The sequence below is a fragment of the Paralcaligenes ginsengisoli genome (assembly GCF_054781135.1).
Window position 1 is genome coordinate 20,698 of sequence record NZ_BAAGUZ010000045.1, and the last position, 14,659, is coordinate 35,356.

The 14,659-nt window shown below is 57.8% G+C and carries 11 protein-coding genes and 1 tRNA gene; 7 read left to right on the forward strand and 5 right to left on the reverse strand.

What is annotated here, in order from left to right:
• Positions 1-26: 26 nt before the first annotated feature.
• On the forward strand, positions 27-1,382 hold the full coding sequence (locus tag ACYVIS_RS19865) for a replication-associated recombination protein A (protein WP_232744482.1): 1,356 nt from the start codon (positions 27-29) through the stop codon (positions 1,380-1,382).
• Between the two features lie 126 nt (positions 1,383-1,508).
• Entirely contained in the window at positions 1,509-2,864 is a 1,356-nt protein-coding gene (gene serS, locus ACYVIS_RS19870) for a serine--tRNA ligase (protein WP_460874865.1), read from the forward strand.
• 89 nt (positions 2,865-2,953) lie between these two features.
• Here serS and ACYVIS_RS19875 read toward each other — a convergent pair whose 3' ends face one another.
• A complete protein-coding gene (locus ACYVIS_RS19875; protein ID WP_232744480.1) occupies positions 2,954-3,277 on the reverse strand; it encodes a virulence factor in 324 nt (107 codons plus the stop codon).
• A gap of 265 nt (positions 3,278-3,542) precedes the next feature.
• Between ACYVIS_RS19875 and ACYVIS_RS19880 the strand changes: the two genes are divergently transcribed.
• From ACYVIS_RS19880 to ACYVIS_RS19890, 3 genes are read left to right on the forward strand one after another with little or no spacing between them, the layout of a single operon-like run.
• Positions 3,543-4,385 carry an undecaprenyl-diphosphate phosphatase gene (locus tag ACYVIS_RS19880; RefSeq protein ID WP_460874866.1) on the forward strand — a complete coding sequence of 281 codons (843 nt, stop codon included), beginning with the start codon at positions 3,543-3,545 and terminating at the stop codon, positions 4,383-4,385.
• A 31-nt stretch (positions 4,386-4,416) separates the two neighbouring features.
• Positions 4,417-6,171, forward strand: a complete 1,755-nt coding sequence (locus ACYVIS_RS19885; RefSeq protein ID WP_232744478.1) for an ABC transporter permease — start codon at positions 4,417-4,419, stop codon at positions 6,169-6,171.
• 52 nt (positions 6,172-6,223) lie between these two features.
• Positions 6,224-7,525 (forward strand): ABC transporter ATP-binding protein, encoded by a 1,302-nt coding sequence (locus tag ACYVIS_RS19890; RefSeq protein ID WP_232744477.1) that lies wholly within the window; start codon positions 6,224-6,226, stop codon positions 7,523-7,525.
• A 53-nt stretch (positions 7,526-7,578) separates the two neighbouring features.
• On the opposite strand, the gene ACYVIS_RS19895 is transcribed toward ACYVIS_RS19890, so the two are convergent.
• The 4 genes from ACYVIS_RS19895 to ACYVIS_RS19910 form a co-directional block, all read right to left on the reverse strand.
• On the reverse strand, positions 7,579-8,217 hold the full coding sequence (locus ACYVIS_RS19895; RefSeq protein ID WP_232744476.1) for a hypothetical protein: 639 nt from the start codon (positions 8,215-8,217) through the stop codon (positions 7,579-7,581).
• A gap of 8 nt (positions 8,218-8,225) precedes the next feature.
• Positions 8,226-10,499: a two-partner secretion domain-containing protein gene (locus tag ACYVIS_RS19900; RefSeq protein WP_232744475.1), complete on the reverse strand. Its 2,274-nt coding sequence runs from the start codon at positions 10,497-10,499 to the stop codon at positions 8,226-8,228.
• A gap of 62 nt (positions 10,500-10,561) precedes the next feature.
• The gene (locus tag ACYVIS_RS19905; protein ID WP_460874867.1) at positions 10,562-12,190 is read right to left on the reverse strand and encodes a ShlB/FhaC/HecB family hemolysin secretion/activation protein; all 1,629 of its coding nucleotides are present in this window, start codon (positions 12,188-12,190) and stop codon (positions 10,562-10,564) included.
• A 440-nt stretch (positions 12,191-12,630) separates the two neighbouring features.
• A tRNA-Ser gene (locus ACYVIS_RS19910) sits at positions 12,631-12,720 on the reverse strand.
• A gap of 151 nt (positions 12,721-12,871) precedes the next feature.
• On the opposite strand from ACYVIS_RS19910, the gene ACYVIS_RS19915 reads away from it, so the two are divergent.
• Both ACYVIS_RS19915 and yaaA read left to right on the forward strand, forming a co-directional pair.
• On the forward strand, positions 12,872-13,654 hold the full coding sequence (locus ACYVIS_RS19915; protein ID WP_232744473.1) for a 3-hydroxybutyrate dehydrogenase: 783 nt from the start codon (positions 12,872-12,874) through the stop codon (positions 13,652-13,654).
• A gap of 189 nt (positions 13,655-13,843) precedes the next feature.
• Positions 13,844-14,638: a peroxide stress protein YaaA gene (gene yaaA, locus ACYVIS_RS19920; protein ID WP_232744640.1), complete on the forward strand. Its 795-nt coding sequence runs from the start codon at positions 13,844-13,846 to the stop codon at positions 14,636-14,638.
• The last annotated feature ends 21 nt before the right edge of the window (positions 14,639-14,659 follow it).

Consider the following 14,659-nt stretch of genomic DNA (forward strand, 5'->3'; position numbering starts at 1 on the left):
GCGTCGCAGCCGGCCTGATCCCGTTTATGGCCAATACCCCGGATCTGTTCAATACGCCTGCCGTGCTCGAAGCCAATGCGCCTCTGGCGGAACGCTTGCGCCCCAGGACATTGGACGACGTGGTGGGCCAGGCCCATCTGCTTGGACCGGGCAAGCCTTTGCGCGTGGCCTTTCAGTCGGGACGGCCTCACTCCATGATTTTCTGGGGGCCGCCAGGGGTAGGGAAAACCACGTTGGCGCGGCTCATGGCGGCCGGGTTCGAGGCGCAGTTCCTGGCGATTTCCGCGGTGCTGGGCGGCGTCAAGGACATACGCGAGGCGGTGGTGGCCGCGCAAGTGGCGCAAGGCCAGGGTCGGCGCACCATATTGTTCGTCGATGAGGTGCATCGCTTCAACAAGGCGCAACAAGATGCTTTCCTGCCTTACGTCGAAAGCGGCCTGTTCACTTTTATTGGCGCGACGACCGAGAACCCGTCCTTTGAAATGAATTCGGCCTTGCTGTCGCGGGCGCGGGTGTATGTGCTGGAATCCTTGAGCCCGGGCGAGCTCCTGACGCTGCTCGAGCGCGCCATGGCGGTGCTCAACGCAGGCCAGCCCGGAACCGATGCCGGATCAGCTGAATTGCTCTTCGACCCAGACGCGCAGGCCCAATTGGCCGGCTGGGCCGATGGCGACGCGCGCCGCCTCATCAATGCCGTTGAAGTCGTGGCGGAATCGGCTCGCAACGCCGGGCGGCAGTTGATCGACTCGGAATGGCTGGAAACATCCCTGTCGCAGAATCTGCGCCGTTTCGACAAGGGCGGCGATGCGTTTTACGATCAGATCAGCGCTTTGCATAAATCCGTGCGCGGCTCCGATCCGGATGCGGCGCTTTATTGGTTTACCCGCATGCTCGACGGTGGAGCCGATCCGCGCTATTTGTCGCGGCGCATTGTCCGGATGGCTGTCGAAGATATAGGCCTGGCTGATCCGCGGGCGACCGAAATTGCCTTGAATGGCGCCGATATCTACGAACGGCTGGGCTCTCCCGAGGGCGAGCTGGCTTTGGCGCAGGCCGTGGTGTACCTGGCCTGTGCGGCAAAATCCAATGCCCTGTACAACGCGTACAAGGCCGCGCGCAGCTACGCCCAGGAGCAGGGCAGCGCGCCGGTTCCCATGCACTTGCGCAATGCGCCCACAAAGCTCATGAAGCAGTTGGGCCACGGCCAGGCCTACCGTTATGCGCACGACGAACCGCACGGTTACGCGGCAGGCGAACAGTATTTTCCGGATGGCCTGAAAGCGACGTTCTATCGCCCGACCGATCGTGGATTGGAAGGTAAAATTGCCGAAAAACTCGCGTTTCTCAAAGCGCTGGACGATGCGGCGGATAAAAAAGCGTAGGAGCGTCCCTGGCGGGCACCCGGAATCGCCGCTTGCACACCCGAATCGTCTATTGCCCGGGGCGTTCAATATAATGATGCCCTCGCTCCTATTTACCTCGACACACTTTTATAGTTTGAATCAATTATGTTAGACCCCAATCAGTTGCGCAAAGACATGGCCACGGTAGTCGATCGGCTGGCGTTGCGCGGCATGCAGTTCGACACCGAGCGTTTCAACCGGCTCGAGGCCCGCCGCAAGGCGGTCCAGATCGAAACCGAAACCTTGCAGGCGCGGCGCAATGCGGTGTCCAAACTGATCGGCCAGTTGAAATCCAAAGGTGAAGATGCCAGCCGGGAAATGGCCGAATCGCAGGCCATACCGGCGCGCCTCAAAGAATTGGAATTCGACCTGGCCAATGTGCAGCACGAGTTGAATGAATGGCTCATGACCCTGCCGAACCTGCCGCATGCCAGTGTTCCGGCGGGTGCCTCCAGCGACGATAACGTCGAAGTGCGCCGCTGGCTTCCTCCGGGCAGCCGCGCCGATGCACAAGGCAATCCCCAACCTTTGGCATTCGAGCCCAAAGATCATGTCAGCCTGGGCGAACCCATAGGCCTGGATTTCGATACCGCGCGCAAACTGTCGGGAGCCCGGTTCATGATGCTGCGCGGCCAGATCGCGCGCCTGCATCGCGCCCTGGCGCAGTTCATGCTCGATCTGCAGACCACCGAGCACGGCTATACCGAGTGCTACACGCCTTATATCGTCAATAGCTCGACCCTGTTCGGCACCGGCCAACTGCCCAAATTCAAGGAAGATATGTTCTGGGTCACCAAGGGTGGGCAGGACGAGGAACCGAATCGCGACGAGCAGGGCAATGTGGTGGCGGGCGAAGATCTGTACCTCATATCCACATCCGAGATCACTCTGACCGGCTCCGTGCGCGACACGATCGTGCCTTTGCAGGATTTGCCGATCAGGCTTACCGCGCATACGCCATGCTTTCGCTCCGAGGCGGGCAGCGGTGGCCGCGATATGCGCGGCATGATACGCCAGCATCAGTTCGACAAGGTCGAGATGGTGCAGATCGTGCATCCCGACAGTTCCTACGATACGCTCGAGCACATGGTTGGACACGCGGAGGCGGTCCTGCAAAAGCTTGGAGTCCCGTACCGGGTCGTCTTGCTGTGCGGCGGCGATATGGGATTCGGCTCGACCAAGACCTACGATCTCGAGGTTTGGCTGCCGGCGCAAAATACCTGGCGCGAAATTTCCTCGGTATCCAACTGCGAAGCTTTCCAGGCGCGGCGCATGCAGGCTCGCTACCGTCCTGAAAAAGGCAAGCCCGAATACCTGCACACACTGAACGGTTCTGGCCTGGCTGTCGGGCGCGCCTTGGTGGCTGTGCTTGAAAACTACCAGCAGGAAGACGGCAGCGTTGTCATCCCCGATGTGTTGCGGCCTTATATGGGAGGGCTGGTTCGCCTGCAGGCTGCCTGAAAGGGGGGTGAACAGACGATGAAAGGGCACCCGCAAAGGGTGCCCTTATTAAGGGTTTCCACAAGAAACCCTTGCGGTGTCCGGATCGGTTAATCCCGATCGCCGTGCCCGCGATGGTGTTTCCAGTGGCCACGCCCACGACCGCGATCGCCATGCCAGCCGCGATCGCCGCGCCAGCCTCGATATTCAATAAAGCCGTCGCGATAGTAGCGCGGGCCATACACGGGTACCGGTGCGTACCGGGGCACGACCACCACCGGCGGCGGAGCCACATAGGCGACTGGCGGATAATAGGGTTCGCCATACACGATTCCGGGAATACCGATGGAAATCCCGACATCGACGCGAGCCATGGCGGCGCTTGAGCCGAGCAACGCTACTGCTGCAATACCCGCCAATAAGAGTCGTTTCATAAAAGCCCCGCTTGTTTAACTTGATGTAGTCATTGTCGGTGAATTTTCCCATGCAAACGTAAGTTGCCCTCTCCAAAGCGCATCAAAAAGCAACTTTTAGAGCTTTTAGGCCAAGATTTTTACATTTGTTTGCATCTGTTGTTTTTGTGGCGCGAAAATGGGCGAATCGGCCTCGGCGACTTGGCCGGCCAAGTGTCGCACGCCTTGTCACAATCCCGTGAGATAATCGCTCGAAATTCACCTTACCGCTACGTCAAGGCCTAGTATGGATCTTCTCCAAATCCTGATTCTCGCTATTGTGCAAGGGGCGGCGGAGCTTCTGCCGATTTCCAGTTCCGCCCATGTGATCGTGGCCGAAAAACTGATGGGGCTGGACCCCACCGCGCCGGACATGACGCTTCTGCTGGTCATGTTGCACACCGGCACCATGTTTGCGGTCATTGTTTATTTCTGGAAATCGTGGTGCGCAAGCTATTTCAGCTCGGCGCAGGCGTTTCGTTCCAACGCGGCCTATGTGGTGATTGCAACGGCCATTACAGGCGTGGTGGGCCTGGCGTTGATGGAAATAATCAAGCATGTCGTGGCCGGCAATGCGCCCGGTTTCGAAATCGAACATCTGTTTGGCAACTCCAGGCTGATGGCCGTCGCGCTGGCTGCGGCCGGCGTGCTGATCATTGTGTCGTCGCGCCTGCGCCAGGGCGACAAGGATTTGTCGGTGCGCAGCGCATTGTGGATCGGTGCCGTGCAGGGCCTGTGCCTGCCGTTCAGAGGGTTTTCACGTTCGGGCGCGACCATTTCGACAGGGCTTGCCCAGGGGATATCCCGGCGCCGGGCGGAAGAGTTCAGCTTCGCGCTGGCCGTGGTTCTGACTCCGCCTGTCATCGCCAGGGAGGTTCTCAGGCTTTACAAGGCCCAGGCCGCCGCTGTGCCGGCGCATTCGGGAGAGCTGTTTCACTTGTTCGGCCCGAGCCTGATCGGTATGGCGCTGAGTTTTCTGGCCGGGCTGGCGGCATTGCGTTGGCTCTCGCGCTGGCTGGAACAGGGACGCTGGCATATCTTCGGCGTGTATTGCATAGTGGCCTCGCTGGTTGTGCTTTGGGTGGGCTGACCCGCGCCGATACCCATGCCGGAGCCATTTCATGCGTTTGAATATTCTTGGCCCATCATTTAACGCCTCTGCGTGGCGGCTTTTGCCCAATCGCTGGGATTTCATTGCTTTTCCGCTGATTATCTGCCTGATTGCCATGGCGGCAGTCGGTTATCACCAGACCATGGCGCCGATCTCGGTGCTTAAAACCCAGGCGATTTCGCTGTCGCCTTCGATGCTGCCCGAGTATGCGCTGCGCACCACCTTGCGCATGCTCGCGGCGATGGTTGCCTCGCTGGTGTTTACGCTAATCTACGGCACGCTGGCCGCCAAGAGCCGGCGCGCCGAGAAAGTCCTGGTGCCGATTCTGGATATTCTGCAGTCGGTGCCGGTGCTCGGCTATATTTCCTTCACCGTGACCTTTTTTATCGCCTTGTTTCCGGATCGGGTGGCAGGGGCGGAATGCGCCGCGATCTTCGCGATTTTCACCAGCCAGGCATGGAACATGACGTTCAGCTTCTATCAGTCGCTGCGCACCGTGCCGCGCGATTTACAGGAAGTGTCGCGCAGTTTCCATCTGACCGGCTGGCAGCGCTTCTGGAAGCTCGAGGTGCCGTTTTCCCTGCCGGGCCTGATCTGGAACATGATGATGTCCATGTCGGGCGGCTGGTTTTTCGTGGTTGCGTCGGAAGCGATCACCGTGGGCAGCCGCACCATCACGCTGCCGGGTATCGGCTCTTATCTGGCGGCAGCCATCGATCAGCGTAATCTGGGCGCAGTCGGCTATGTGATCCTGGTCATGTCGCTGGTCATCCTCGCTTACGACCAGTTGCTGTTTCGTCCGCTGGTGGCATGGGCCGACAAGTTTCGCATGGAAAACACCATGTCGGCGAATGCGCCCAAGTCGTGGCTGCTCGACCTGATCCGGCGCACCCGCCTGATTACCCAGTTGCTCAGGCCTATGGCTTGGGTGCTGGCCACGCTGGCGCGCATTCCCGTGCGCGTGTTCTCGCACCCGGCCGATGGCAAGGCCGGTGTCATGCGGACAGAGCGCAAGCCGTCGAAAACAATAGACGCAGTCTGGACGATTCTGGTCCTGCTGATAACGGTATATGTTGTGTTCCGTGTCATCGCCTATGTGCGAACCGGCGTGGGGCTGGCGGAAGTAGGGCATGTTTTCGTGCTGGGCCTGGTGACGCTGCTGCGCGTGCTGGCGCTGATTGCCGTGGCTTCGGTGGTCTGGGTGCCTTTGGGGGTAATGATAGGCTTGCGGCCGGCACTGGCCGCAAAGGTCCAGCCTATTGCGCAGTTCCTGGCGGCCTTTCCCGCCAATCTGCTGTTCCCGGTGTTTGTCGTGCTGATTGTCAGGTTCCACCTGAATCCCGATATCTGGCTCTCGCCCCTGATCGTGCTTGGCACGCAGTGGTACATCCTGTTCAATGTCATTGCCGGCGCCACCGCCTTCCCGAACGATTTCAAAGAGGCCGCCGCCAATTTCCGGATTCGCGGCTGGCAATGGTGGAAGAAAATCATTCTGCCGGGGATCTTTCCGTACTATATTACAGGCGCCATTACCGCTTCGGGTGGAGCCTGGAATGCCAGTATCGTTTCGGAGTTCGTATCCTGGGGCAACGACAAGGTCGTCGCGCACGGCTTGGGTGCGTATATCGCTCAAACCACGGCCGCCGGGGATTTTCCAAAAATCATTCTCGGCATTGCCGTCATGTCGCTGTTCGTGACCTTGTTCAACCGCCTGTTGTGGCGGCCTCTGTATGCTTACGCGGATTCGCGGCTGCGCATGGATTAGGCCGCCAGATGCCCGGCAGCTTGTTTTTCTTTGGCAATTACTGAAACATCTCATGCAAAATCCAGAAGCCCTTGCGAACGAAATATTGCGTGTCGAGCATGTGCGGCGCGGCTTTAACAAGTCGCAAGATGAGCTGCTGGTGCTCGACGATGTGAACCTGACCCTCAAGAGCGGCGAGATCGTTGGGCTGCTGGGCCGTTCGGGTTCCGGAAAATCGACCTTGTTGCGCATTATCGCGGGTCTGATCAAGCCCAGTGGCGGCGCCGTCACTTACAGGGGAGAGCCGCTGAACGGCCCGGCCGAAGGCGTGGCGATGGTATTCCAGACCTTTGCGCTGTTTCCGTGGCTGACTGTGCTGCAAAACGTCGAGGCCGGTCTGGAGGCGCTTGGCGTCAATCCGCGCGAGCGCCGCGAGCGCTCGCTCGCCGCCATTGACCTGATCGGGCTGGACGGGTTCGAAAACGCCTATCCACGCGAGTTGTCGGGCGGAATGCGCCAGCGTGTCGGTTTTGCCCGTGCGCTGGTGGTCGACCCAACCCTGTTGCTGATGGATGAGCCCTTTTCGGCGCTCGACGTGCTGACCGCCGAAACCCTGCGCACCGATTTGCTCGATCTTTGGAACGAAAAGCAGTTAAAGATCAAATCGGTGCTGATCGTTACCCACAACATCGAAGAGGCGGTGTTCATGTGCGACCGGATCCTGGTCCTGTCGTCCAATCCCGGCCGCGTGATTGCCGAAATACAGGTACCGTTCGTGCATCCGCGCAATCGGCTCGATCCGGCATTTCGCCGTCTGGTCGACGATATCTACGCTCGCATGACGGCGCGGGTAAGCGCCGAAGGAACCCGCAAAGAACTGGAGCTGGGCACGTGGTTGCCGCAGGTTTCAACCAATCTGATGGCCGGCCTGATCGAAACCCTGGCGATGGCGCCCTATAACGGCAAGGCCGATTTGCCGGAGATTGCACGCACTTTGCATCTGGAGGTCGACGACCTTTTCCCGGTTGCCGAAATGCTGCAGCACTTGGGTTTTGCGGATGTGCAGGAAGGCGATATCTTGCTGACCCAGGCAGGCAAGGTCTTTGCCGATTACGGCACCCAGGAACGCAAGCTGATGTTCGCCGATCATCTGGTGCGCTCGGTGCCGATGGCGGCGCGCATCCGCCATGTGCTCAACGAGCGGCCCGGGCATCGCGCGCCCCGCGTGCGTTTCGAACAGGAACTCGAAGATTTCCTCTCCGACAGCGCGGCGCAAGAGACTCTGGATGCGGTCATCAACTGGGGGCGGTATGCCGAAATTTTTTCTTATGACGACCAGGCCGAAACCTTCAGTCTGGAAGATATCGGGTCCTGATACCCGGGGTGGTGCACTGCAACCGACTGATACATGTGTGCCAGCGCTATAAGTTAATGACCGTATTGCGCAAAAAAAGCGGCCTCGCCGGACCGAGTTTCCGGCAGTATATACACAACGCCGTTGGTTTTGCGAAACGTGGGGCTGACTATGTTTTCATAGAACGTGACGGGAACGTTTATACAGCCATACGAAATACGTTTATCCAACACCGTCGGGCTTGCCAGGCGTTGTGCGCGGTGTTCCTTGACATTGCTTGTTACCACACGATGTATGGCGATTCCGGCATCGTAATCGACCCAGAGAACTTCCTGTCCACTGAGAATGTGCCCCAGCCCCGCCACAAAGCGGCCTGACGGCGTAATGCGCTCATCGGGGCGAATGGTAGACAATTTTTGATTGCCAATTCCGGGGACGATATCGTCACCGCGCGCGAGTCCAAGCAGCGCCGGCGCCGAGCCGCGCAGTTGGCCCTGGGCATTAAACACCAGTACTCTGGCGTTTTTTTTGTCGACAATCACAAACGGCATTTTGCCGTTGTCGCCCGAGTCGATGACCCAGTTTGCCAGATGTTTGGCTTCTGGGGACTCGCTCTCGGTCTGGTTCTGAACGCCCGCTGCGAATGCTTGCGGCAAGCTCAGGCACATGGCCAGGAGTCCAAAGCAAACTCCTTTGGCCACTGTTGCCGTCATTGTGCGTCTCAATTAAGGTACCGCCTGCGTTTAGGGTAGAGAGGCACATAGATGCTCGGATGCTCTGGAGTCTGCACCAGAGTGAGTAGCTGGGGAGGCGTTTCGGTCAGCGTGACAGTGGGCAACACCGATGGCCTGAACGGCAGCGTTGAAAGTGGCGCAATGACCGGGATCACACCCAGCATCTCCCCAGGCGAGACAGGTTGACCACTGGGCAGGACAACGACACCGCCCGGTAGAACAACAATACCGCTGGGCAGAACGGTACTACCATTGGGCAGAACGGTACTGCCGGGTGGAACTGTGCCGGCTGTGATGTTGGCAGTTGTTCTCCCCAATTGGGGTGAACAACAAGAAATTGCCAGAGCGAAATTGCCTGCATTCACACCGCCAAGGCTATAGCCGTTAAACGTGATTGTCTTATCCGTTCCTACGGACGCGGTATCGAATGTGGCCGTGCTGCCTGGGCCCTGAATCAGGGTCACGCCGGCGGGATTCCCCTTCAATGATGAAAAGGTCGCTGTGGTCGTTCCGTCGTAGGCGCGATCGGCACCATCTGGGAATACCAACATTTTTTGAGTCAATGTGGCGCCGTTGGTTAACGTGAAGTGGGTGGAATAGTCCGTCGGCGATGTGTATGACACCGGATTGTAATAAATAGTGACCGGTGCGTTCGGTCCTGTCACTGCGACGGGAGGAGTGCCGGAAGCGAAGGTGACCGTGCCGCCCGCCGACCCCGGTCCTGTGCCGCCGTAACCGCTGTTTAGCACCAGACCAAGAGGCAGTCCCAGACTTTGACTGGGGATGCTGCTGCCTCTGGTCAATGTGATGGCCCCACTCACGTTTACGTCCTGCGCCGCGCAAATCATGATGTTGCCATCGGTCGTTGTCATGGCCGCGTCGATGTTTGCATTGCGCCCAGCGCTTAACAGGACGCTTCCATTGGTCGTCGTAATCGCTGCTTTCACATTGACATCGCGTCCGCAGCAGACCACGAAATTACCGTTGACGGCAGTGACCGCGCGGTTCACGTTCACATCACGCGCGGCATTCAATGTCAAGGTCGTTGGGCTGGAGGATGCGGTCCAGCTGACTGCGTCATTGACGAAGATATCTCCATTTCCAGCTGTTGCTGCATACAGACTGGTCACCGGGGGGGTTCCGGCTACCGCAGCAGTCGATCCCGTGTTCGTACTGATGATGACGCTGTTAGTGACCAGCAGGTTGGAAAGCGTCGCGCCTGAAATATCGCCGCCCGTCGCAGCAATATTGAAGTCCTGCGGGTCGATCAGCCAGGTGCCTGTCAGTCCGGAGGGTGCGGCAGTAGTGATATTCGCGTTGCCCGCAATCTTTACATGAGCTGCGGATGTTTCAATAAAACCGCCATTGCCGCCATTGGGCGCGCTGGCATCCAGCGTGCCCCCCACGTTGGTGACACCGTTTTGCATATCCCCAAGCAGCGTGATCGTGCCACTGTGGTTCTGAATAGTCTGCGCCTCGATCACGCCGCTGTTGTTGACCGCCGTTGTGAACAAGCCCTCGGCTGTCTGGGTAGTCATGAGCACCCGCCCGCCGTCAGCCTTGATGAGGCCGCCGTTTTGAACCAGCGCATTGATTGCGCCCTGGTCGACGTTCACGTTAAGCAGTTTGTCACCACTGATGTCCAGTGTGACAGCCGTGCCGGCGGCAAGCGCAATTGTTCCCAGCCGGGCTGAAATAACGCCATTGTTGCTGACATTACGGCCCAACAGCGCGACATAGCCTGCGTCTGCGTTAATCGACCCGTCATTGTTCAGAGCGCCATTGCCGGCTCCAGTAAATTTGTAGGAGCCCTTCATGAAATCGCTATCGGAGATGTTTAGGGTGGAGGCAACCAACCCGCCGACATTGATAGATGCTCCCGAGCCAAACAGAATGCCATTGGGATTGACCAGAAATACTTTGCCGTTGGCGGTGATGCTCCCGAGAATACTGGAAGGGTCCGGGCCTACTACGCGGTTAAGCGTCACCGAGCCGCTGCCGGGCTGCACGAACTGCACGGCCTGCGCCGGCCCAACATTGAAGCCTTGCCAGTTGATCACCGCATTCGGTGTCGATTGCGTAATGGTTGTGCTGGTCGGGCTGCTGCTGATGCTGGCGTTGCCCGCCGTTACGACGCCCCCCGTCGGGAGTGCGTGGACAGTGACACAGAATGACATCAGCAGTGAAATTGTCAGCGCTTTTCGCGTAGTTGCGCGATACCAGGTTCTCTGGTTCACGGCCGGTCGATGGATACAGTTCATTTTGCTACTCTCTATTATTCTCAAAAGCTCGTGAAGCGGGTGATCGTTTCCGTTTTCTATTCTCAGAAATATTTCACCATCTGTATCCAGAATCTGCCCGATTTGTCTGGCGCCGATTGTGCTTGCGCGTTGCCCAGCTTGTGGGCGTAGTAGGCAGTCACTGAAAAGTTGTTGACGACAGCCCAATTGATTCCTACGCCCGCACCGCTTAGCGTTCGGCGATTGGAGCCACTCGTCCAGTTACTCTTGTTGGTCATCACCGTGCCGGTGTCGACGAAGCCTATCAACTGGACCTGTCCGGGCATCTGGGGCGCTAATTTCGGCAGTCGCCATCTAGCTTCCAGATTCAATATGTAGCCCTGATCGCCAAAGGCTTCACCTTCCGGATAGGCCCGCACGCCGTACATGCCGCCCAACTCCATCTTCTCTGATATGTCCAGATTCTTCGAGGCCCATTGCCCTCGGATTCCCGCGTAAAGCGAGACTGAATCGGTTATATGCTGCAGCCGCGAGGCGCTAAACCCAATTTTATTGTAGGAGCCGTTGCTACGTGCGTATTGGTTATCGTAAGCCCGAACTTCTGGAGTCTGTATGTTCAGATCTCCGAAGGACCAGGTAAGCGAATAACGATTCAATCCGCCGCCGCCGAAATTGTCGCGGTAATCGCCGTACAGACTGGCCATCAGCACGTGCGCCTTCTTGTCGGTGGCGGATCCGGTTGCGTCTTGCCTGTCTTTAAAGGTTCTGTCCTCATAGGCAAGTTGGGCATACAGATTGTTGTTGCGGGATCGTATCAGGGGATAGCTGCCATATATGCTGGCGACTTCCGCAGTACCGTGGGCGTCAAGATCCGCAAATTCTTTACCCAGCCTGTAACCCAGACGACTGTAGGCGACTCCGACAGTGGCCTTGCCAAATTGCATTTGGTAAGAGGCACGGCCATAATTCATGCCACGGCCCGAAGTCACGGCACGCACGCTGGCGACGTCCCCGCGGCCTAACAGATCATTGAAGTTGACGGTTGCGCCAAGACGATACTCGCCGGTATAGCGGTTGCCCGCATTGTCCGCATCAATACTTCCCGTTATGCGCCGACCGGGAGCGACGTCAACGATTAGGTCGGAGGCTCCCGGCGAAGCGCTGGGCGTCAGGGTGGACGTGGTAATCACGCCGGGTATATCGGAGAGCAGCAAAAGGCGGCTATCGAGCGGGTCGATCGCGATCGTGTCTCCGGTGTTGATGCCGCTTAGCTGGCTAAGGGCGAGACTATCCGAGAGATTCGTATGATTACGCAATATGACCTTTCCGTACCGGCCTTCGGCCACCGCGATTGTCACCACCCCGCCCTTGATGTCCTGCGCGGGCAAGTAGGCACGGGCAACGAAGTAACCATTTTTGTGATACCAATCCGTGATCTTCGCCGTCATCGCGCGAAGCTCGGTGAGCGTCAACTGGCTTGCGGGCTTGAAACCCGTCAGCGCCACCAGGTTCGCCTCGGTATAGACAGTGGCGCCGGTGACGCGCAAACGATTGACGAGAATTTTTACGGTGTCGGGCACCACAACGGCCGAGGCTTTTTTTTGCTTTATTTGGATCTCGGGCGCCACTTTTTCCGGGGTAGGAGACGGAGGAATTTGCTGGATTTGGCTACCCGCGCTGGGAAGATCTGCAGCAAAAGCGCTTTGACCCAAGACCAGGATCGCCAGCGGCAGTAGTTTATTACGTAACATAGTATTCACTTTTTACAAGATGTTGTTATATGAAAACATTAGTTACATGTTTGTTAGGTGTAAACAAATCCTCGATATTCATTGATACATCGAACGCTCACGTAAAACCGATGCTAGTTTAAGTAACTAGGGCGGTCTGTGCGGTAGCACACATTAGACCTGCTTTCCTCAGTTGAGCCATGCAATTCGGGGCAAAATCGGTGTTCGTGCCGGTTTTCGGCGGATTGGAGAGGTAACCATTATACGACTTATGAGGTGCCGTAAATGGGGCAGATCTATCGGGTGAGGCTGGCGCATCCAAAAGCCAGGCTGGGGGCGATCACGAGCAGACTCCTATTGCGGTACCGTGTTGGTCTTTAGCGGTCTGCTGCCACAAGTGAAAATTGATTCTATTAGTGTTCTGGCGGACAGGGTGAGATTCGAACTCACGGTACGCCTAAACGTACACCGGATTTCGAGTCCGGCGCATTCGACCACTCTGCCACCTGTCCGTGCGCGTCGATTTAGCGAGTCCGCTATTCTAGCAAGGAAATTGAAAACCTGCACAAAGCCCCGGGGCAGGCGATTGGCATGCCCGGGGCGTTACACTGATGCGGCAGTAATGAACAAGTTTTAGATAATACTCAGGAAAAAAGGAACGATATGCTTACAGGTAAACATGCGGTCATTACCGGTTCTACAAGTGGTATTGGCCTGGCTATTGCGCGCGAGCTGGCGTCCAACGGCGCGAATGTGGTGATCAATGGCTTCGGCGACGCCGCGGCAATCGAAAAAGAACGTGTCGGTCTTGAGCTCGAGTTCAATGTGAAGGCCTACTACATCAATGCCGATTTGTCGAAGGCGGCCGATACGCGAGACTTCATCAACAAGGCGGTGCAGGCCCTGGGCGGTATTGATATCCTGGTAAATAACGCCGGTATCCAGCACACCGACTTGATCGAGGATTTTCCGGTCGAGCGCTGGGATGCGATTATTGCCCTGAATCTGTCGGCGGTGTTCCACGGCACGGCGGCTGCCTTGCCTCATATGAAAAAGCAGGGTTGGGGGCGCATTATCAATATTGCCTCGGCGCATGGCCTGGTTGCTTCCGCGAACAAATCGGCCTATGTGGCCGCCAAGCACGGGGTGGTTGGCCTCACCAAGGTGACGGCTCTGGAAAATGCCGGCAATGGCGTGACCTGCAATGCCATTTGTCCCGGGTGGGTACGCACGCCCCTGGTCGAGAAGCAGATCGACGCCCTGGCGCAAAAAGAAGGTATCGACGTCGAAGCGGCCGCCAAAAAACTGCTGGCTGAAAAGCAGCCTTCATTGCAGTTTGTCACGCCCAAGCAGTTGGGCGGCGCGGCTGTATTCCTGGCTTCCGACGCGGCGGAACAAATGACCGGCACAACCCTGTCGCTCGATGGCGGCTGGACCGCCCAGTAGGGGGAGCTCTTGTGGCCACCCCGCTCGGCAGGCCGGAACATTGCGGGTGCCCACACGGGGCGCCCCTACGAACGGGGCGCCACAACATCACGCGTACGAATGAGGGTGCCGGCAGCCATACGAATGGCGGCACCCATGCTGTTCAATCTCCCATCGACGATTTTCAAACATAAAGGGTTGAAGACTTATATGTTGCTGGTTTTATCTCCGGCCAAGAAGCTGGACTACGATTCAACGGTGCGTACGACGCTGCATACCAAGCCTTTGTTCGTGAAGCAGGCATCGGCATTGATCGATGTGTTGAAAACAAAACCGGCGCACGAAATAGCCGGGCTGATGAGCCTGAGCGATTCGCTGGCGCAGCTTAATGTCGATCGCTATGCCAGTTGGGAACCGCGTTTCACGCGTGCCAATTCCCGCCAGGCTGTGCTGGCGTTCAATGGCGATGTCTACGAGGGCCTGCAGGCGGCGACGCTGTCGGATGCGCAGCTCGAATGGGCGCAAGAGCATGTGGCGATCTTGAGCGGCCTGTACGGGGTGCTGCGCCCGCTGGACTTGATGCGGCCTTATCGCCTTGAAATGGGCACGCGCTTGCCGACCGACAAGGGCACTACTTTGTACAGCTATTGGGGCGCTTCGATTGCCGAGTACCTGAACAAGCGCCTTGTGGCACAGCAGGATGCGGAAGCAGCGCAGGGCAAGGCGGCGGTGCTGTTGAACCTGGCTTCGGAAGAATATTTCAAATCGATCGACCTGAAAGTCTTGAAGGCCACTGTCGTACAGTGCGTTTTTCAGGATTATAAAAACGATGCCTGGAAAGTCATCAGTTTCCATGCCAAGCGCGCACGTGGCTTGATGGCTCGTTACGTCATCGAGCACAAAATTACAAAACCCGCTGCGCTGCAGAAATTTGCCAGCGAAGGTTATGCTTACGCGGCAAAAGAATCGAGTCCGGTCCGCCTGGTATTCAGGCGCCGTGCCTGAGATTGGTTTTATGAGGCTGCC

Excerpts from the sequence above, each read along its gene's own strand:
- ACYVIS_RS19865 (WP_232744482.1), top strand. The coding sequence starts at position 27 with ATGGCCAATACCCCGGATCTGTTCAATACGCCTGCCGTGCTCGAAGCC.
- serS (WP_460874865.1), top strand. The coding sequence starts at position 1,509 with ATGTTAGACCCCAATCAGTTGCGCAAAGACATGGCCACGGTAGTCGAT.
- ACYVIS_RS19875 (WP_232744480.1), bottom strand. The coding sequence starts at position 3,277 with ATGAAACGACTCTTATTGGCGGGTATTGCAGCAGTAGCGTTGCTCGGC.
- ACYVIS_RS19880 (WP_460874866.1), top strand. The coding sequence starts at position 3,543 with ATGGATCTTCTCCAAATCCTGATTCTCGCTATTGTGCAAGGGGCGGCG.
- ACYVIS_RS19885 (WP_232744478.1), top strand. The coding sequence starts at position 4,417 with ATGCGTTTGAATATTCTTGGCCCATCATTTAACGCCTCTGCGTGGCGG.
- ACYVIS_RS19890 (WP_232744477.1), top strand. The coding sequence starts at position 6,224 with ATGCAAAATCCAGAAGCCCTTGCGAACGAAATATTGCGTGTCGAGCAT.
- ACYVIS_RS19895 (WP_232744476.1), bottom strand. The coding sequence starts at position 8,217 with ATGACGGCAACAGTGGCCAAAGGAGTTTGCTTTGGACTCCTGGCCATG.
- ACYVIS_RS19900 (WP_232744475.1), bottom strand. The coding sequence starts at position 10,499 with ATGAACTGTATCCATCGACCGGCCGTGAACCAGAGAACCTGGTATCGC.
- ACYVIS_RS19915 (WP_232744473.1), top strand. The coding sequence starts at position 12,872 with ATGCTTACAGGTAAACATGCGGTCATTACCGGTTCTACAAGTGGTATT.
- yaaA (WP_232744640.1), top strand. The coding sequence starts at position 13,844 with ATGTTGCTGGTTTTATCTCCGGCCAAGAAGCTGGACTACGATTCAACG.